General features: G+C 46.1%; 13 protein-coding genes. All 13 read left to right on the forward strand.

Features of this window, described 5'->3' with window-relative positions:
- Positions 1-10: 10 nt before the first annotated feature.
- Entirely contained in the window at positions 11-1,624 is a 1,614-nt protein-coding gene (locus MHI51_RS07345; protein WP_076193509.1) for an ABC transporter substrate-binding protein, read from the forward strand.
- Positions 1,625-1,681: 57 nt separating this feature from the next.
- The gene (locus tag MHI51_RS07350) at positions 1,682-3,163 is read left to right on the forward strand and encodes a glycoside hydrolase family 32 protein (RefSeq protein WP_076276582.1); all 1,482 of its coding nucleotides are present in this window, start codon (positions 1,682-1,684) and stop codon (positions 3,161-3,163) included.
- A 21-nt stretch (positions 3,164-3,184) separates the two neighbouring features.
- Positions 3,185-4,072 (forward strand): ROK family protein, encoded by an 888-nt coding sequence (locus MHI51_RS07355; RefSeq protein ID WP_076276581.1) that lies wholly within the window; start codon positions 3,185-3,187, stop codon positions 4,070-4,072.
- 100 nt (positions 4,073-4,172) lie between these two features.
- The gene (locus tag MHI51_RS07360) at positions 4,173-7,976 is read left to right on the forward strand and encodes a GH32 C-terminal domain-containing protein (RefSeq protein ID WP_405173724.1); all 3,804 of its coding nucleotides are present in this window, start codon (positions 4,173-4,175) and stop codon (positions 7,974-7,976) included.
- 297 nt (positions 7,977-8,273) lie between these two features.
- Positions 8,274-9,275 (forward strand): LacI family DNA-binding transcriptional regulator, encoded by a 1,002-nt coding sequence (locus MHI51_RS07365; protein WP_076125296.1) that lies wholly within the window; start codon positions 8,274-8,276, stop codon positions 9,273-9,275.
- Positions 9,276-9,296: 21 nt separating this feature from the next.
- Positions 9,297-10,277, forward strand: coding sequence for an N-acetylglucosamine kinase (locus MHI51_RS07370; protein WP_076125294.1), 981 nt, complete (start codon positions 9,297-9,299; stop codon positions 10,275-10,277).
- A 43-nt stretch (positions 10,278-10,320) separates the two neighbouring features.
- Positions 10,321-11,619, forward strand: coding sequence for a 6-phospho-beta-glucosidase (locus MHI51_RS07375; protein ID WP_405173725.1), 1,299 nt, complete (start codon positions 10,321-10,323; stop codon positions 11,617-11,619).
- 24 nt (positions 11,620-11,643) lie between these two features.
- On the forward strand, positions 11,644-12,570 hold the full coding sequence (locus MHI51_RS07380) for a sugar ABC transporter permease (RefSeq protein WP_076185343.1): 927 nt from the start codon (positions 11,644-11,646) through the stop codon (positions 12,568-12,570).
- Between the two features lie 56 nt (positions 12,571-12,626).
- Complete coding sequence (locus MHI51_RS07385; protein ID WP_405174044.1) at positions 12,627-13,520, forward strand: carbohydrate ABC transporter permease; 894 nt, start codon at positions 12,627-12,629, stop codon at positions 13,518-13,520.
- Between the two features lie 33 nt (positions 13,521-13,553).
- Positions 13,554-15,200 carry an extracellular solute-binding protein gene (locus MHI51_RS07390; RefSeq protein WP_405173726.1) on the forward strand — a complete coding sequence of 549 codons (1,647 nt, stop codon included), beginning with the start codon at positions 13,554-13,556 and terminating at the stop codon, positions 15,198-15,200.
- Positions 15,201-15,238: 38 nt separating this feature from the next.
- Complete coding sequence (locus tag MHI51_RS07395) at positions 15,239-16,972, forward strand: family 10 glycosylhydrolase (protein ID WP_076276577.1); 1,734 nt, start codon at positions 15,239-15,241, stop codon at positions 16,970-16,972.
- 266 nt (positions 16,973-17,238) lie between these two features.
- Complete coding sequence (locus tag MHI51_RS07400; protein WP_405173727.1) at positions 17,239-18,522, forward strand: DUF1963 domain-containing protein; 1,284 nt, start codon at positions 17,239-17,241, stop codon at positions 18,520-18,522.
- A 166-nt stretch (positions 18,523-18,688) separates the two neighbouring features.
- A complete protein-coding gene (locus MHI51_RS07405) occupies positions 18,689-19,018 on the forward strand; it encodes a PadR family transcriptional regulator (protein WP_036675798.1) in 330 nt (109 codons plus the stop codon).
- Positions 19,019-19,031: the final 13 nt, after the last annotated feature.

Here is a 19,031-nt window from a genome sequence, read left to right on the forward strand (position 1 = left end):
GTCATACCCTATGAAAAGAATTAAGAAATCAAGAGTATCAACGAAAGTAGCTTCTGCATCTGTACTTGCTTCGTTTATGTTCCTTACTGCATGCGGTGGCGGAGGAGGAGGGGGAAGTGCAGCTAGTAAAGAACAGGACGCCAGCGGTAAAGTAACTTTGAACTTTATTACGCAAAGCTCTCCACTTGCACCCGTTGATCCAAATGAAAAACTGATTAATAAGCGTCTTGAAGAAAAGACGAATGTTCATATTAATTGGAAGAATTTCACGAAAGACGTATTTGTTGAAAAAAGAAACTTGGCTGTGGCAAGCGGCGATCTTCCTGATGCAATTTTTAATGCGGACTATAGCGACTATGAGCTGCTCAAGCTTGCTAAAGATGGTGCCATTATTCCGCTGAATGAGCTTATCGAGAACAATATGCCCAACTTCAAAAAGGTGCTGGAAGAAGCACCGGAATACAAGAGTATGATTACGGCACCAGACGGTAATATTTATGCCTTTCCGTGGATCGAAGAGCTGGGCAATGGCAAAGAAAGAATCCAGGCGGTAGACAGTATGCCTTGGATCAATGTGGAATGGCTTGAGAAGCTGGGCCTTGATATGCCTACAACAACAGAAGAATTAAAAGAAGTATTAATTGCCTTCAAGACAAAAGATCCAAATGGCAATGGTAAGGCTGACGAAATTCCTTTGTCCTTTATTAACAAGCCTGGAGCAGAAGATCTGGTTTTCCTATTTGCTTCATTCGGATTGGGGGAGAACCCCGACCACGCGGTTGTAAGCAATGATGGGAAGGTAATATTTACGGCGGCACAAGATGATTACAAAGAAGCCGTTTCTTTTATTAACGAGCTGTATAAAGAAGGACTCATTGATATTGAAGCCTATACACAGGACTGGAGTACTTACCTTGCAAAAGGGAAGGATCAGAGATACGGACTTTACTTCTCATGGGATAAAGCCAACATCACTGGAGCAAATGACATTTACGAGGTTATGCCTCCACTTGCTGGACCAGATGGTGAAGTTAACGTAACAAGAACGAATGCGCTTGGTTTGGGCAGAGGTAAGATGGTTGTCACTAGCGCCAATAAGAACTTAGAAACGACAGCAAAATGGGTTGATCAACTCTACGATCCGATTCAATCTGTACAGAACAACTGGGGAACGTATGGAGACGATAAACAGCAAAATATTTTCGAATTTGATAAAGAAAAAGAAATGCTGAAGCATTTGCCGCTGGAGGGTGCAGCTCCTGTAGAACTACGTGAGAAAACAAGTGTCGGTGGACCCTTAGCTATCCTTGATTCCTATTATGGCAAATACACAACCATGCCGGATGATGCCAAAGGCAGAATGGATATTATCAAGAACATCATGGCGCCTAAAATGAAAGCAGAAAACGTAATGCCGAGTGTATTCCATTCTATTCAAGAGCTTGATCGCCTTACGACAATTGAGACGGATCTATTTGCCTACGTGCTTAGAATGCGTACTGAATGGTACCAAAATGGTAAAGTCGAAGCGCAGTGGGATGAATATTTGAAAGAATTGGACCGTCTGGGCCTGCAAGAATGGCTTGAAATTAAACAAGGCGGCTATGACAGAGCAAGCAAATAATAAACTATAAATAATATGCGGTAAATGCCGTGTTCGGGAGTAAAGGAGAAAACAATAATGTCTACGATTGCGAAACAAAATTACCGCGGAGTGTATCATTTTTCCCCTAAGGAAAAGTGGATGAATGATCCAAACGGAATGGTTTATTTTGAGGATGAATATCATTTGTTTTTTCAGCACCATCCAGGTGGAATGACTATGGGCGCTATGCACTGGGGCCATGCGGTCAGCAAGGATCTGGTTACATGGGAGGAGCTGCCTATCGCTCTTGCTCCAGATGAGTTAGGTATGATTTTTTCCGGCAGTGCCGTAGTTGACTGGAATAATACGACTGGATTTTTTGAAGATGAACCAGGTCTAGTAGCGATTTTTACACACCATTTGGATATGCCGGAAGGCAAGCCAGCCATTCAGCGTCAAAGCTTGGCTTATAGTAAGGATAACGGAAGAACCTGGACGAAATATGATGGAAACCCGGTACTTGAACATGATACATTCATTGATTTCCGTGACCCAAAAGTATTTTGGAATAAAGATACTAATCAATGGGTGATGATTGTAGCTTGTGGCCAAACGGTGTGTCTATATCATTCTCCTGATCTGATGAACTGGACTTTTGCCAGTGAATTCGGAGAAGGAATCGGTTCTCATGACGGGGTATGGGAATGCCCGGACTTGTTCCCGCTAGCCATTGATGGCGATCCTTCGAACACGAAATGGGTGATGCTAGTGAGCATCGGTGCGGATCCCGCTTTTGTGGAAGGATCAAGAACACAGTATTTTACAGGGGATTTTGATGGAGAAGTGTTCACGCCAGATGAAGATTCGATAAAAGTTCGCTGGCTTGATTATGGAAGAGATAACTATGCAGGTGTAAGCTGGTCCGATATACCGGCGGAAGATGGAAGAAGACTATTTATCGGCTGGATGAGCAACTGGATGTATGCTAACAAGACGCCAGCAGAAGAATTCCGTGGCGCGATGACAATTGCAAGAGAACTTCAGCTCGAATCAAGACAAGGGGGAACCTTTCTTGTGCAGAAGCCGGTACAAGAGTTGGAATCAGCTCGTGTACAAGTCCTTTCTATAAAAAATGCAACGGTGCAAGAAATCAATACTCTTCTTAAAGAGATTCACTTGGAATCTTATGAGATTATAGCTGAGTTCGCTCGGGGTAAATCTGTAGGTTTCAAGGTAAGAGTTGGTGCGGATGAACAAACAGTGATCGGTATCAACGGTGAGACAGAGGAACTTTATGTAGACCGGAAGGCTTCGGGCCAGCATGATTTCCATGAACATTTCGTAGGACATCATTCAGCCAAACTCGCAGCGCTTGATGAGTCAAATGATCTCCGTATTTATGTGGATCGCTCTTCCGTTGAGGCGTTTAGTAATGGAGGTCAGGCAGTGATTACGGATCTTATATTCCCTGGACTAGAATCTAAAGGTATTGCTGTGTTTGCAGAAAATGAGAATGACTTGCTGATTTCCCTGGATATCTATGAGCTTACTCTCTCTGCTGAGCAAGACAAGAATTAGTCACCGAGAGGAGTCTTGTATATGCGTATAGGAGCGATTGAAGCTGGCGGAACGAAGTTTATATGTGGCATCGGGAATGAAAATGGGATCATTGAAGATCAGATCAGTTTCCCGACAGAACATCCTGAGTTGACGTTGCCCAAAGTTATTCAATATTTTCAAGACAAACCAGTAGAAGCTATCGGAATTGGATCGTTTGGTCCAATCGATATACGCCCAGATAGCCCGACGTATGGTTACGTTACAACAACACCAAAACCAGGTTGGGGAAATTACGATATGCTGGGCACTTTGAAAAGACACTTTTTGGTTCCCTTTGGCTGGGACACGGACGTCAATGCAGCGGCATTTGGTGAAGCCAAATGGGGCGCAGCCCAAGGGTTATCCAGCTGTTTGTACTATACAGTTGGCACGGGTGTTGGTGTGGGAGTGTATTCAGAAGGCAAACTCATACATGGTCTTGTGCATCCTGAAGGGGGTCATGTTCTTACAAGACGCCATCCTGAAGATGAATTTCCAGGGGGATGTCCCTATCATGGGGACTGCCTAGAAGGGATGGCGGCAGGTCCTGCTATTGAAGCAAGGTGGGGGAAGAAGGGACATGAACTTCCTATAGATCACCTTGCATGGGAAATGGAAGCATTTTATATTGCGCAGTCGATTACGGGTGCTATATTGCTTAACTCTCCTCAGAAAATCATTCTGGGTGGTGGTGTTATGCAGCAGTCACAATTGTTTCCACTTATTCGGCAGGCCGTGCTACAGAACCTGAACGGTTATGTCAGCTCAAGTACTATTTTGGAACACATAGATGAGTATATCGTTCCACCAGGACTAGGCCAACAGGCGGGATTATGTGGTGCTCTCGCTCTTGGACTCACAGCACTGGAAAGTCAGATTTCTGCTTAATTGTAAAAGAATATAGAGAGGAGGTCAGTGCAATGAATTGGTCTCCTTCTTATTTTACAATAAAAGAAATGATTGATGATAGAAAAAGAGGGTGAAGAAGATGGTTAATAAGGGAAAAGTAGCTTTACGCTTTCTCATGGCAACAGGATTTGTTATGACTTCCGCAGGCATATATGTAGCCAATCCCGGTATGGGTTGGGCTGCGCCCGCTGATCAGGAGGTAAGTAAACAAGCTAAGGAGGGGCTTTCTATTTTTGAAAGCGTAACCAAAACAAACACAAACTTGACAGGTTGGCAAATAAAAGGAAAAGGTAAGTTGGCGGATACTGTGGAAGGGATTTTACTGACTTCCGATCCACAAGAAAATGTAATGGCAATCTCCGAAACGGTGTCAGAGGATTTTATCTATGAAGCTGATGTCATGATCAAGGATATGCAAGCGGACGCGACCTTATTGTTCCGTTCTAATGAAGATGGCTGGGGTTCCTACATGCTCCAAATTGTTCCGAATGCAGGTATGATCCGCTTACGAGACGCAAGTGATGGTGAAGGGAAATTAAAAGAGGAGCGGAAGGTTACTATTAAGGCAGGAGAGATCTATCATCTCAAGGTGAAAGCAGAGGGTTCATCACTGAAAGTATATTGGGACAACGAATATAAACCTTTGATTGAGGTTCAGGATGATGCGTATCGTACTGGTAAGCTGGGACTCAATGTATGGAATGGTTCTGTTTTGTTCCAAAATATTTTCGTGAGTGACCTGAAAGGAAATTTGGGTGCTGTGGTTACAAATAAAGGACAATGGCAGCCTAATATCAACGGCAAAAAAGGAATGGCAGTAAACCAGATGAAGTCACAGCAAATTTATAATAAACAAGCTGCTGATTTTGTATATGAAGGAAATCTATCTCTTCGTCCTGATTCTGTTGCAGCGCTCGCCTTTCGTTCATCGGCTGATGGAACAAAGGGATATGAAGCAGCCCTTACGAAGGAAGGAAATCAGGTTCGTGTAAGTCTGACGAAAGCTAACGGAACAACGATTGCAAGTTCACAGCATACCTATCCAAGTCAGGCCGGAGCAAAACATCATGTAGAGATAAAGGCGAGGGGAAACAGAATTCAGGTCTTTCTAGATGGATACACCCCGGCCGCAATCGATCTAACAGATAAAACCTATACCGATGGATATGCAGGAATCGTTGTTAAACAGGGAACAGCTTACTTCCAGGATACCTATGTGACGGATGCCAGCAATTATTATAGTGAAAAATATCGTCCTCAATACCACTATACGCCAATTCGTGGTTCTGCCAGTGATCCGAACGGACTTGTCTACTTCGAAGGTGAATATCATCTATTCCATCAGGACGGAGGCACTTGGGCACATTCTGTCAGTAAAGATATGCTGAACTGGAAGCGGCTTCCGATTGCGCTGCCGTGGAATGATCATGGGCATGTCTGGTCTGGATCAGCTGTGGCAGATTTGACGAATGCATCAGGTTTGTTCGGGGATTCAGGAGGTAAGGGACTGATTGGTTACTACACTTCCTATAATCCCGATGGCCCGAATGGGAATCAGCGTATCGGTCTTGCATACAGCAAGGACCAAGGTCGTACTTGGGAATATTCCAAGACACGTCCAATGGTTATCGAGAATCCAGGCGATAATGGAGGGGAGCCGGGAGGCTGGGATTTCCGTGATCCGAAAGTGATTCGTGATAATGACAATAACAGGTGGGTAATGGTTGTATCCGGTGGAGATCATATTCGTTTCTTTACTTCAACAAATCTACTTGATTGGACCCTGACAGATAGTTGGGGATACGGGGACTATGTTCGCGGCGGTGTATGGGAATGTCCGGATCTGCTTCAGCTTTCGGTAGACGGAACATCACAGAAGAAATGGGTTCTGATGATTAGTACAGGAGCGAATTCAAAAACAGGCGGATCAGATGCTGAATATTTTGTGGGTCATTTAACAGCGGATGGTAAATTCGTTAATGATAATCCGGCAGGGAAAGTATTGCGAACAGATTTTGGAAAAGAATTCTACGCTTCAATGTCTTTTTCAAACATGCCAGATCATCGCAGCGTAATGATGGCGTGGATGACAAACTGGGACTATCCGTTTGCTTTTCCAACAAGCCATTGGAAAGGCGTACTGTCAATCCCAAGAGAAGTCTCATTAGTAACGACAAAAGATGGGATTCAGCTCGCTCAAAGCCCGATCAAGGAGTTGGGATCGCTGCGTAGTCAGCTGTATTCTACTGCTAACAAAGAGGTGATTCCTTCTTCTCAGAATCTATTGAAAGGGGTTACCTCTGGTGCATACGAAATTGAAGCTGAAGTAGAAATTCCAGCAGGTAGTCAGGTTAGTGAATTTGGCTTTAACGTTCGTGTAGGGGGAAGTCAAAAAACGGTTGTTGGATATAAACCTGGTGAGGGTCGGATTTTCGTGGATCGGTCTGCATCTGGTTTGACGGATTTTTCGAGTCTATTTAATACAAGACATGAAGCGGCAATGCAAACGGAGAACAAGCGAGTTAAGCTGCGTATCCTTGTAGATGAGTCTTCTATTGAGGTTTTTGGCAACAACGGTAAAGTTGTTTTCTCTGACGTCATTTTTCCGGATCCAGCCAGCAGAGCTTTGAGTTTTTACACCAAAGGAGGCAACGTAAAAGTCGTATCTCTGAAGGTGAATCAGTTAGGCTCTGTATGGAATCAGGAGACGGGCTCAGCTACCAAGATAATGATGGATACAAGTGATCGCGAACTGAGCAAGGGGCAAAGCGACATACTTTTGGCGATGGTAGAGAATGGTACCGGTAATGGGGCACAGCCGCTTAAATGGAATTCCAGTAACAAGGATGTTGTTGAACTAAACGTGGTGGATAAATCCCAGGCAACCCTTGTAGCTAAAAAAGAAGGCGAGTCTATCATTACCGTCTCTACTCCAAATGGGAAGACATCCGCTAGCTTATTAGTTAAGGTATCTGGGGGTGAATTTCATACGAACTTAAGTGGGTGGACTAAAGATCTATCTGCAGCCTCCTGGGTCATTGGTGAAAATGGGATTCGTGGAAATTACTGGAGTGACGCGAATTATATCGCAGAGAAGCAGGCAGGAGATTTTACTTATGAAGCAGAGATGATGTTAGGGAGATCCGGAGGAGCAGGCTCTATGTTGTTCCGTGCCAGCGAAGATGGACGCAGCGGATACTACTTAAATCTGGATCCGAATATGAAGTCCATCCGTCTGTTTTATAAAATCGACGGCCGTTTTGAAGAGCGTCAGATTCTAGCAAAAGTTCCGACGTTCATTCAGCCGGGTCAAACCTACAAAGTGAAAATCGAAGCGAAGGGCCCGCATATCGTGGTTTATGTGGATGGGCAGAAAGTGATCGACCTGCAGGACGGCACATTTGCAGAAGGCCGCTTTGGACTACATGTATTTGGCGGAAATGTTTCATATCAAAACGTTAACGTGAGCGGAGAAACACCTGCCGATTTAACCACTTCCAGTCTAGTAAATGCAGAACTAGAGAAATCCCTTTATACAGCAAATCTCGCAAATGGTGAAGCTGTTACACTGAAGGATGCGAATGATTTTACGGATCAGAAGTGGGTATTCGTGCCGACGGGGGACGATGCAGGTTCCTATTCTATTCGTACAACAGCCGGTCAGGCGCTTGATCTAGACACAGGGCAAAATAAAATTCAGTTATACCCTTATCTCGGATATAACAATCAGCGTTGGATTTTTTACAAAAATGATGATGGGACCGTAAGTATTATTTCTGCTCATCATAAGAAAGCGATAGAAGTATCAGCGGATGGGTCGACACTGTCCCTTAGCGAGCTTGATCCTACTCTTGATCGACAACAATGGGTAATTACCAATTAACCTGAGGATGATAGAAGCAATGGAAGGGGGAATAGCGTGTCTAAAAAGCAACTTGTCTGCGGATGAGTTGCTTTTTGTTTTGGCTGCATTTTATGTATTGACGGATATTGGAAATGTAAGTAGAATGTAAATTAGTTAAAACCTTAAAACTTTTGCAAAGAATTTTGGTGTTCTTGATAAAGGCAAAGCTGACATTCAGTGTGCAATTTTCAATCAGAACATAGAAATATCACGAAAGGTAAGGTTTTTTTATTTACCTAAAAAGTTTAATCGTTTAAACTTTGGGGTGACGGAGGTATGGAAGCTAAGATGAATATTCATGATGTAGCCAAAAAGTCGGGACTCTCTGTAGTGACCGTATCCAGGGTGCTTAACAATTTACCCTCTGTACGGGAAGCTAATAGACAGAAAGTGCTGAAAGCTATGGAGGAATTAAATTATCAGCCCAATTCAGCAGCGCGGAGTCTTGTGAGAGGCAAAACGGGAGTCATCGGGATGTCGATTACCAACTTTAACGACTCTTTCTATGACCGGGTTATTCGCGTGGTGAACCGGAAGCTGGCGGCGCAAGGGTATTTTTTAGCCCTATCGATCGCCGAGAATGAGGATGAAGGCGATAATTTCCTGTTTCAGAAGGATCGCGTTGATGGAATTATCCTGTTGTCCCCACTTGAAGAAAAGGCATATGTAGAGGAACTGAAAAGAAAAAATATTCCGTTTGTATTGCTGGATAACCAGTTTCAGCATGAGGATGTGCCTAGCGTCGTGGTCGATAACTATCAAGGCGGGTATGAGGCTACAAAGCACTTGCTCGATCTTGGGCACACTCAAATCGCCTATATTGGCGGCCCTTCGGTATTTCTAAGTGTAGCGGAGCGTAAGCGCGGTTATGTCCAAGCGCTCGAGGATGCCGGGTTAACGCCATTCGGAACGGAATACTGCAGTTTTACAGTAAGCGGCGGCTATGAGGTGGCCAAGAGATGGATCCGCGAAGATAAGCTGCCGACAGCTTTTTTTTCCGGGGACGATTTTATTGCTCTTGGAATGGTTCAGGCTCTCCGGGAAGAGGGAATTCGAGTACCCCACGATATCTCAATTGTTGGATTTGATGATCAGCAGTTCGTAGGTGAATTTTACCCGCGGTTAACGACGGTCAGACAACCTGAGGCACAAATGGGCAATATAGGCGTTGATTTACTACTAAAAATGATCAATGGGGAGGTGATGCCGCCCGCTGTAACGAAGCTCGCTCCGCAGCTACTCATTCGTGAATCCACCGCATCTGTTAGATTACCTTGAATTTTAGGAGTGAAATCATCCGTGAAGTATTTTTTGGGAGTTGATGCAGGAGGCAGTAAAACCCACGCAATGATTGCAGATGAACAAGGGAAGGTCATCGGAGTTGGCAAGGGTGGGATCGGAAATCATCAAATAAACCGTGAGCAGGCGGTGAACAGTTTGCAGCAGGCCATATCGGAAGCAATTATGGCGTCAGGGCTGACCAAGGATCAGCTGGATTACTCCTGGTTCGGCTTAGCGGGAGCGGACAGAGAGGCTGATTTCCGGATTTTGCGACCGATCATCAGCAGCTTTGATCTTCCCCAAACTGAGATTTCCTGCGACACCTGGATTGCCTTGCGGTCAGGTACAGAGAAGAACTACGGGATCGTGCTGATTTGCGGATCGGGCGTGAACTGTAGTGGTAAAAATCCGTTGGGTGCTACATACCAATGTGGTGGATTCGGCTACCGGTTCGGGGATTATGGCGGTGGCTATGATTTAAGTATTGAGGTATTCCGTAGCGTCCTTCGGGCGGATGAGGGAAGAGAGAAGGAGACGGTCCTAACCGAACGCTTAACGGAATTGTTGGGCTATTCCAATGTTTCGGAGCTAAGAGAGGATTACCTGGATCATTTCAGAGACCTGCCTCCCCATATTGCTGAACTATTGTTTCAAGCGGCAGAGGAAGGGGACCAGGTTGCCACCGAGCTGCTGGTCAAGCAAGGGGATGAGCTGGGTTTGGCCGCGGCATCGGCCATCCATCGCTTGGGCATGGAGGAGGACTTCTTCGACATCGTACTTGCAGGCAGCCTGCTGACAAAGGGAGACCGCTCAGGCATCATCCGGCGGGCCATTGAGAGAAGAGTGAAGTTGTCGGCTCCGAATGGCACTTTAAGGATTTTGACCCGGGAGCCGGTTGTAGGATCGGTCGTTCTGGCTATGGAAAGCAGCGGTATGCGTGTAGATCAGAAGGTTCTAGATAATCTATCACAGGGGAAAGTACTGAACACAATAGGCTAGTTTTTATAAGACCAAAATGAAAAAGATGAAGGAAGGGTCTATCATGGAGGAAACATTGAAGCTGGTTGTCATCGGAGCGGGATCATCGTATACGCCTGAGCTTATTGAAGGCATCATCCTGCATCACCAAGAGCTTCCCATTCGCGAAGTATGGCTGGTGGATATTGAGGAGGGAAGGGAGAAGCTGCATACGATTGCAGAACTGAGCAAACGCATGATTGCTGAGTCCGGACTGCCGATTACCGTGGTCCAGACACTTGAGCGCAGGGAGGCCATTGCCGGAGCGGACTTTGTATGTACGCAAATCCGGGTAGGCATGCTGGAAGCGCGCAAATGGGACGAATTAATTCCGCTTCAATACAATGTCATCGGCCAGGAGACGACAGGTCCCGGAGGGATGATGAAAGGTCTACGGACCATCCCGGTCATTCTGGATATTTGCAAAGACATTGAGGAGCTGGCTCCGGATGCCTGGTTGCTGAATTTTACGAATCCGGCCGGTATGGTGACTGAAGCTGTTCACAAATACTCATCGGTAAAAAGCGTAGGCCTGTGCAACTCGCCGATTGGTTTTCAAAAGTGGCTCTCCGAATTCTTCGGACTTCCTATGGAGAAAATCTACGCGGAGTTTGTCGGCATCAACCATCTGCACTGGGTATCCGATATCGTGATTGACGGTAAAAGCAAGCTGCAGGAGCTCATTGATTACCCGCAGAGTTACAAGGCGAGCAATGTGCCGTTTGATTCCTGGGACTACCGGTTTCTGAATGCTTTGAAAGCGATTCCCTCTTATTACCTGAGCTATTACTATATGACGGACGCGATGCTTGCGGAACAGAAGGAAGCAGCAGCAACGACTGGATCGCGCGCTGAGGTAGTGAAGAAGGTGGAGGAAGAGCTGTTTGAACTGTACCGGAACGTAGCGCTGAAGGAAAAGCCCAAGCAGTTGGAACAGCGCGGCGGAGCTTACTACTCGGAGGCGGCAGTGCTGCTGATGCGCTCCATTTATAATGATTCCCGCGATATCCAGACGTTGAATGTAAGGAATAACGGAATGATTGACTTCTTGCCGGACGATGCCTCTATTGAGGTGAACTGTATGGTAACCAAGCAAGGCCCGCTGCCGATTCCGCTGCGTATAGTTCCTCAGCCCATCAAAGGCTTGCTGGCCGCGGTCAAGCAATACGAGAGCCTCACCATCGAGGCGGCTGTACACGGAGACCGGGATATAGCCCTACAGGCTATGGTTCATCATCCGCTCGTGCCTTCGGTCACCGTAGCTGAACAACTGCTGGATGAAATGCTGGAGAAGAACAAATCGTTGTTGCCGTTGTTTCACTAGAATCGTCCAGAGGAGGAAAAGCGGATGAACACGGCCGAGAAACCGCGTAGATGGAAGAAATTTATCAGTCAATTGGATTTGCAGTCCATGGTTTGGCCGGGAATTATCTTTGTATTCATTTTTAGCTACATTCCGATGTATGGCGTGGTTATGGCATTCCAGCAATACGATATTTTTGGCGGCATTATGAAGAGCCCCTGGGTTGGATTTATGCATTTCAGAATGTTCTTCGAGGCGCCGGAGTTCTGGAATGTGATGCGAAATACCCTTGTGATTAGCTTGCTTAAATTGATTATCTCTTTTCCTGCCCCGATTCTTCTTGCACTGATGCTGAATGAAATCGGGAATATGGGCTTTAAACGGATTATCCAGACCGTCAGCTATTTACCTTATTTCCTGTCCTGGGTTATTGTATCCGGTTTTGTATTTTCGCTGTTATCCGTTGATAACGGAACGGTGAACTATTTGCTGGAGCGATTCAATTTGGTAGGGGAGCCAGTTAACTTCCTGGCGTTACCCAAATACTTTTGGTCGATTCTAGTAAGCGTAAATGTATGGAAAGAGGTCGGATTCGGGAGCATTGTCTACCTGGCCGCGATTGCAGGTATTGATCCAACCCTATATGAGGCCGCTTCTATAGATGGAGCAAGCCGGTTTAAGCAAATTCACTTGATTACACTCCCCAGCATTACCCCCATTATCATCATCTTTATGATTCTTGCCATCGGCAGTCTGCTCAGTGCGGGCTTCGAGGACATTTTGCTGCTGGCAACCAATCCAATTCTGCGACCCTACTCCGATGTTATCGACACCTATGTGTACCGTGTTGGGATTTTAAATGCCAGATTCTCTTATGCGACAGCGGTAGGGCTATTCAAGGCGGTGATCAGTGTCATTCTGCTAGTGACGGCCAACAAAATCGCTCGCCGGGCAGATGTTAGTCTCTGGTAGTACTACTACTCATAGCGAATGCTTCCGATGCTCCATAAACCTTTTAGGAGGGGTGAATAATGAGACTAAGCCTAGGCGACAAAATCATGCAGCGGAGTATTTATATCCTTTTGACGCTGCTGGCGTTACTCATGCTATACCCGTTTTGGAATGCGTTGGTCATTTCCTTTAATCTAGGGAGCGATACGGCGCTCGGCGGTGTAACCTTGTTACCGAGAGCTTTTACCCTGGAAAATTATTATATTGTGTTTCAGGATCAACGCCTGCTGAATTCTTTTCTGATCACCATTCTTAGAACGTTAAGCGGCACGGCATTGTCTGTCTTTTTCACGGCACTGTTAGCCTACGGAATGTCCAAGAAGACATTGCTTTTTCGAAAACAATATATGGTGTTCTTCATGATTACGATGTTCTTCAGTGGAGGGCTCATCCCTAGTTATTTACTAGTTCGCTCTTTGGGTATGCTGGACACCTTTTGGGTGCTGATTATCCCCGGCATCATCAGTGTCTGGAACATGATTGTCATCCGCACCTTCTTCCATGCTCTGCCGGAGGGTTTGGAGGAATCTGCCAAAATCGACGGCAGCAGCAACTACGGCATTTTTTTCCGAATCGTCATTCCGGTCTCCGGCCCGGTGCTGGCCACGATTGCCTTATTCACCGCAGTAGGTTATTGGAATGACTGGTTTACGGGAGCGATCTATATTACAAAGGATCACTTGCTCCCTATACAGACCCTGCTGCGCCAGATTATGAACTCCAACATCATGACCCAAATTGGCTCATCGAATGCTATCGCGCTGGATCATATGAACCGGAATCGGACGATTACCACGAAGTCACTGACTATGGCTACGATGATGATCGCTACCATTCCAATTATCCTGACGTATCCTTTTCTCCAAAAGTACTTTGTTAAGGGCGTAATGATTGGTTCGATGAAAGAATAGCAGTCTCCATATTATGTAGAAAGAAGGGAAAAGATGCGCAATCGTATGAAATGGGTATCTCTTTTGCTGACTTCACTGGTGCTTCTTCTCGCTGCCTGTAGCGGAGGAGGGAATTCTAACACTTCACCAAACACAAGCGAGAAAAATCTGAATACTGAGGCCGCCACAGATGACGGCAGCGGGATCAAGCCCGTCACCTTCAGCTTCTATGGAAACTATGACTGGCTTACGACATCACCCTGGGGGGATAATGAGGCGACAAAATGGATTCAGGAGAACCGTAAGGTTACTGTTGAACCCATACAATCCGGAGGAGCGGCCGGAGAAAAGCTCAACACGATGATCGTCGGCGGTGATTTACCGGATGTCATTTTTACTGACCGGGGATCCTCAGTGGAGCGGCTGGTGCAGGCAGGACAACTCGTTGCGCTGGATGATTACTATGAGAAGTATCCGAACTTCAAGAAATATGTGAAGGAATCCACCCTGAATTTGCTCCGTTCAGAAGACGGGAAAATCTATCAAATCCCGAACTGGTATACATCCGGGCAATTCGGCAACGGCGGATGGATGGTGAATAAAGATATTTATAACGAACTCGGCAGACCGGCGCTGGAGACCTTTGATGATTTGTATCAATATTTGCTTAAGGTGCAAGAAAAGTATCCGGATGTAGTACCTCTGGAGGTTGGGGAGAAGGGGGCAGGTCTGGAAATTATGTATGGTGGTTTTAAGGAGAACTCCACCAGTAAGTTTATTTCACTCATGGGATATCCGGATGGCGACAAGCTGTCATCTATCTTGGATGATCCTGCTTACGAAGAGATGGTGCTATATATTAATAAGCTGTATCGTGAACGGCTGATTACGCAGGATGCACTGCAGCAAACCCAGGATGCGGTCAAAGAAAAGGTCAATACCAACCGGGTAGCAGTCATGGTCGAATCCAATATCACTACGTATGGAGCCGAGGGACACCGGGCACTGACAGCGAATAATCCGGACAGCGGTTATGAGATTATATGGCCGATTCATAAATCCGGACTAGACAAAACACGAGTGTTTGTAAGCGGCTTTGAGACGCTGGGTTGGAACGTTAATGTCATTACGAAAAAGGCCAAGGATCCGGAGGCCATCTTCGCTTATTTTGACTGGATTACGGGTCCGGAGGGGCAGAAGGTGCTTTTCTTCGGTCCTAAAGGCTTGTACTGGGATGAAGAGGATGCGGACGGAGCTCCAATCCCGAATGAGAAATACAAGACGACTCCTGCTAACGAGCGTACGGAAACGATGCGGAAATTCGAGGACTTTAACTGGGCGGGAAATACGACCTTTATTGATACGGCGAAAATGAGCCTCGAGGCGCTGCTTTCCGCGAACCAGAAATCCTGGGAGACCGTGGCGCAGTCCACGGTGACCTGGAAAACCGCGTTGGATATCACAGAGTTTGTAAATACCGATCCGATTCCGGATACGGAGATCGGCATCATCGCACAGAATATCGGGGATATTTATACCCTTGCTTACGCCCAGATGGTTCAGGCGAAGTCGGATGAAGCGGTGTTATCGGCGCTAAAGACAACTAAAAAGAACACCGAAAAAGCGGGGCTTGCTAAGCTGCTTGAATTCAGAACCGAAAAATGGCAGGAAAATGTTAAGAAAATCAACGCGACGAAATAAGACTATTTATAAAATCTTATAATTGTGGAGGCGAGATTATGGCATTTGCGTTGAGATCGAGGTTCATAGCACTGTTAAGCATCGTGTTGGTTTCTTCGATAGCCGGTGGTTCCGTTCCTGTTATGGCCGAAGAGGAGAGTAACCCCCCTTTCGAAACGGAAGTTATTGTACGGACCGTAAACCAGTTTAAGAACATGGCGGATGTCCAGAATTTCATCGCGCTGTCTACAAGCTATGGCGTCGATGTTATTAGCATGAACGTGAAGCAGGATGAAGATGATGAGGTTCCGTCTGGAAGTGTATTTTATCAGAGTAATATCGCACCAATTGCCCAAGGCTACCAGAATTTCGATGCCCTGCAGGCTGTCATTACGGCAGCCCATGCTGCAGGAATCAAGGTTCATGCCTGGATTCCGCAGTTCCATGATCAGCAGGCTTTCCTGGAGCACGATGAATGGCAGATGCAGGCGCTGGTTGACGGGGTTCAGACACCGTTTACAGGTTCTAACGGCAACGAATACTTCGTCAATCCGATTCACCATGAAGTGCAGGAGTATGAGCGTTCCATTATTCAGGAAGTAATCGAGAATTATGATGTGGATGGCGTTGTGCTGGATTGGATCCGCTTCGACAATTACAACATGGACGTCAGTGATTACACGGCCCTGAAGTATCAGGCGCAGTTCGGGTATTCACCGCTCAGCATTGACTTCGAGACAGATTCGCCTCAGCGTGAGCAGTGGAATGAATGGAGAACCGAACAAATCGGACAGTATGTGGGCGATATCCGTCAGGATATCACACAGTCCTCGAAGCCGGATGTGCAGCTCGGCGTGTATATTTTGCCGCCAGAATTCATTGAAGTTGGGCAGAATGTAGCCAAATTCAAGGATGATATCGACTTTGTTGCACCAATGGCGTACTTTGATGACTGGGAGTTCAACAGTGATTGGGTATACAGCACTTCCTACGGAATCCTGAAGGATACGAGCGACCGGATTAGCGGCAGTGATGTGGAAATTGTTGCGACGCTGGATAATGACTGGACAGATGATCAATATCAGGAGATTTACAAGGGAATCCGCGAGAATTATCCAGGTGTGAAGCGTCTGTCGTTCTTTGCTTACGGGGCCTGGCCAGAAGATGAGCTAGCCAATATCAAAGAACGTGAAACCTGGCCTACGCCAGGCTGGACGCCTCCGGTAGAACAAGACTATCCGGCTCAATTACCAGCAGGGTGGAAGGCGCGAAATATTGGTTCCATGCCGGGGAACGTTACCTACAATTCTTCCAATAAGCAATTTACACTCAGCAGCAGCTCTACGGATATCTGGGGAAATGGAGATCAATTGAATTATATATACCAATCCGTGCGGGGCGATGCGGAGATTATTGTTAAAGTGCAGTCCACTAACCGATTGGACGGCTGGGCCAAGGCCGGCATTATGATTCGGGAGTCGCTGGGTCATAATTCGAAGCACGCAGATATGATGCTTACCCCCGAGAATGGGGCCACCTTCCAGTATCGTGCAGAGACTGCGGGCAATATGGTTGATCAGACTGCGGCTGCCTCGGCTCCAAGATGGCTAAAGCTGACCCGAAGTGGAAATACCTTCAAAGGGGCTATTTCGACGAACGGGAATAACTGGCAAACGGTCGGAACTGTTCAGATTCCGATGAACCGCAAGGTGTATATTGGCATAGCACTTAGCAATCCCGGGGATGACTCGAGGAATAAGGCTGTGTTTGGAAATGTGAAGATTACGGATTAAGCCTAATACAAGGGCACCGGTTCTTCTTTATCCGGGGGAGTTTTCGTTTATCAGGTTAACCAGAAATATTTGGTTGACCTTTTTTTGTTTCCGTTTAAGGTGATGGTGGGGGATATATCCAATTGAAATCTGAAATGAATTTAAAGCTGCTAAATCCGGTGGTATATTTAATGCAGCTAATTCTATAATATAGCTAATTCTATAATGCAGTTTAGCTTATTAATAATAGTCTTTGAGAATAACTTATACAGAATAGGAGAGATACGATGAGCGAGCGTATACCCTGCCAAACCTCAGGCTGCAAGGGAAGCATACTTCCTGCAACTGCTTTAAAGACGGGGGGAATCTGCATGCCCTGTCATCAGAGGAAGCTTGCGCTGGAGGAAAAGGCTTATATTGAACAAAATCGAAAAGACGTTGATTTGTACGCAGGTGTGAATGATCCGGTTGAAATTCTTAAAATCATGCACAAACCGCGGAGATGGAGCCCGCTTGAACACGAAATTCCCTATCACAAAACCGCGCAAGAGTTGTATCGTCAACTGACTGAAAGCGAAAGGGAGCGATTGGAATCCTACGCCATTGAATTGATGGAAGAAGATGATTTTGACCAGGCTGAGACTATTTTACTGTCGCTTATATGTTTTTCAAGTGCTCGCATTGAACGGGGGCTGGAAGTTTTTTTTCACAAAGGGAAGTATTATCCCGGTATTCTCTATAAAGAAGCGGGTCAGGAGATCCGCGATATGATCATTCATCAGTTAGAGCATGACTCGGAAAACCGTAATCATTTGCTGCTTGCATTGGCCTGGATTGGCGATGAAGAGGTTGTACGGCAGTTCGAGACATGGCGGCAGCATCCGCCTCGATGGACATCGGAGTTAAATGTGGCTCCGGAAACCTATGCTCACGAAGCAGGATGGGAATTAGATCCCGACGGTGGGAAAAGGCTGCTCTTTTACCCCGAGAGTTATCATTTTGAAGTAAACAGGGACGGAAAAAATGGAATGGATCGGGATCATACGGCGGTAGCAGCGCTACAGACGGGTGAGCATTCCTGCCCTTGGTGTGGCGGTAAATTGACAGTGCTGTTTGATTACGATTTGCAGAATCCACTGGTTCAATTTATGAAGCTTTCCGGCCAGCGGTTAAGGATTGCAGCTTGCATGCATTGTAATTGTTATGGCACCGTGTTTATGAAAGCGGAGCTGGATGGCCAATATTCGTGGAGTGAATATAATACCGTTCCTGATTTTTTGCCTGCAAATGAAGACAGGGAAGAAATAGCATGGCATGCCATGCAGCTATCGGAACGGCAGATGGGAACCTATGAAAATTCGTATTGGATGCTTGAGGCGCCTGCGTCGCAGATTGGAGGACATCCGGCTTGGATTCAGGATGCGGAATATCCTGTGTGCCCTTGCTGTTCGACGACGATGAAGTTTATTGCCCAAATGGACATGGAACAGGCCGAGGACAGCGAGGGGATTTATTATGCATTTTTGTGTGAGGGTTGCCGGCAGGTAGCTGTGAATTACCAGCAGACATAAATCAACTTATTTCTGATTAGCGTAGATTGGAACTTCAGACTTAAAAGAGAAAAATGCTGCCTTAGACAACTAAGGTCGGCATTTTTTTATTTTGTATAAACATGATGATCAAAGTACCTTGACTGTCACAGTAGTATGATATACAATGCGATTATGAGGTGATGAAATGAGTGAGAACAAAATCACATCCGATCTGCTACGAGGACATACCGATACGATGGTATTACGGCTCTTGTCCGAAGCCGATCGTTATGGATATGAAATCGTCAAATTGATTGCTGAGCGTTCCGGAGGCGAGTATGAATTAAAAGAAGCTACGATGTACTCCAGCGTCCGGCGGCTTGAGGCAGACGGTGATATTGAATGGTATTGGGGGGATGAGTCTCAGGGGGGACGACGGAAGTATTTTCGGATTACCGAGAAGGGGAAAGCTGTTTACGCCAATAACAAGACTAATTGGGAGTACGCAAAGCGTGTGCTTGAAAACTTATTATAAGGAGACTTGATAA

It is taken from the genome of Paenibacillus sp. FSL H8-0260, from assembly GCF_045040625.1.
Classification (GTDB): domain Bacteria; phylum Bacillota; class Bacilli; order Paenibacillales; family Paenibacillaceae; genus Paenibacillus_AQ; species Paenibacillus_AQ odorifer.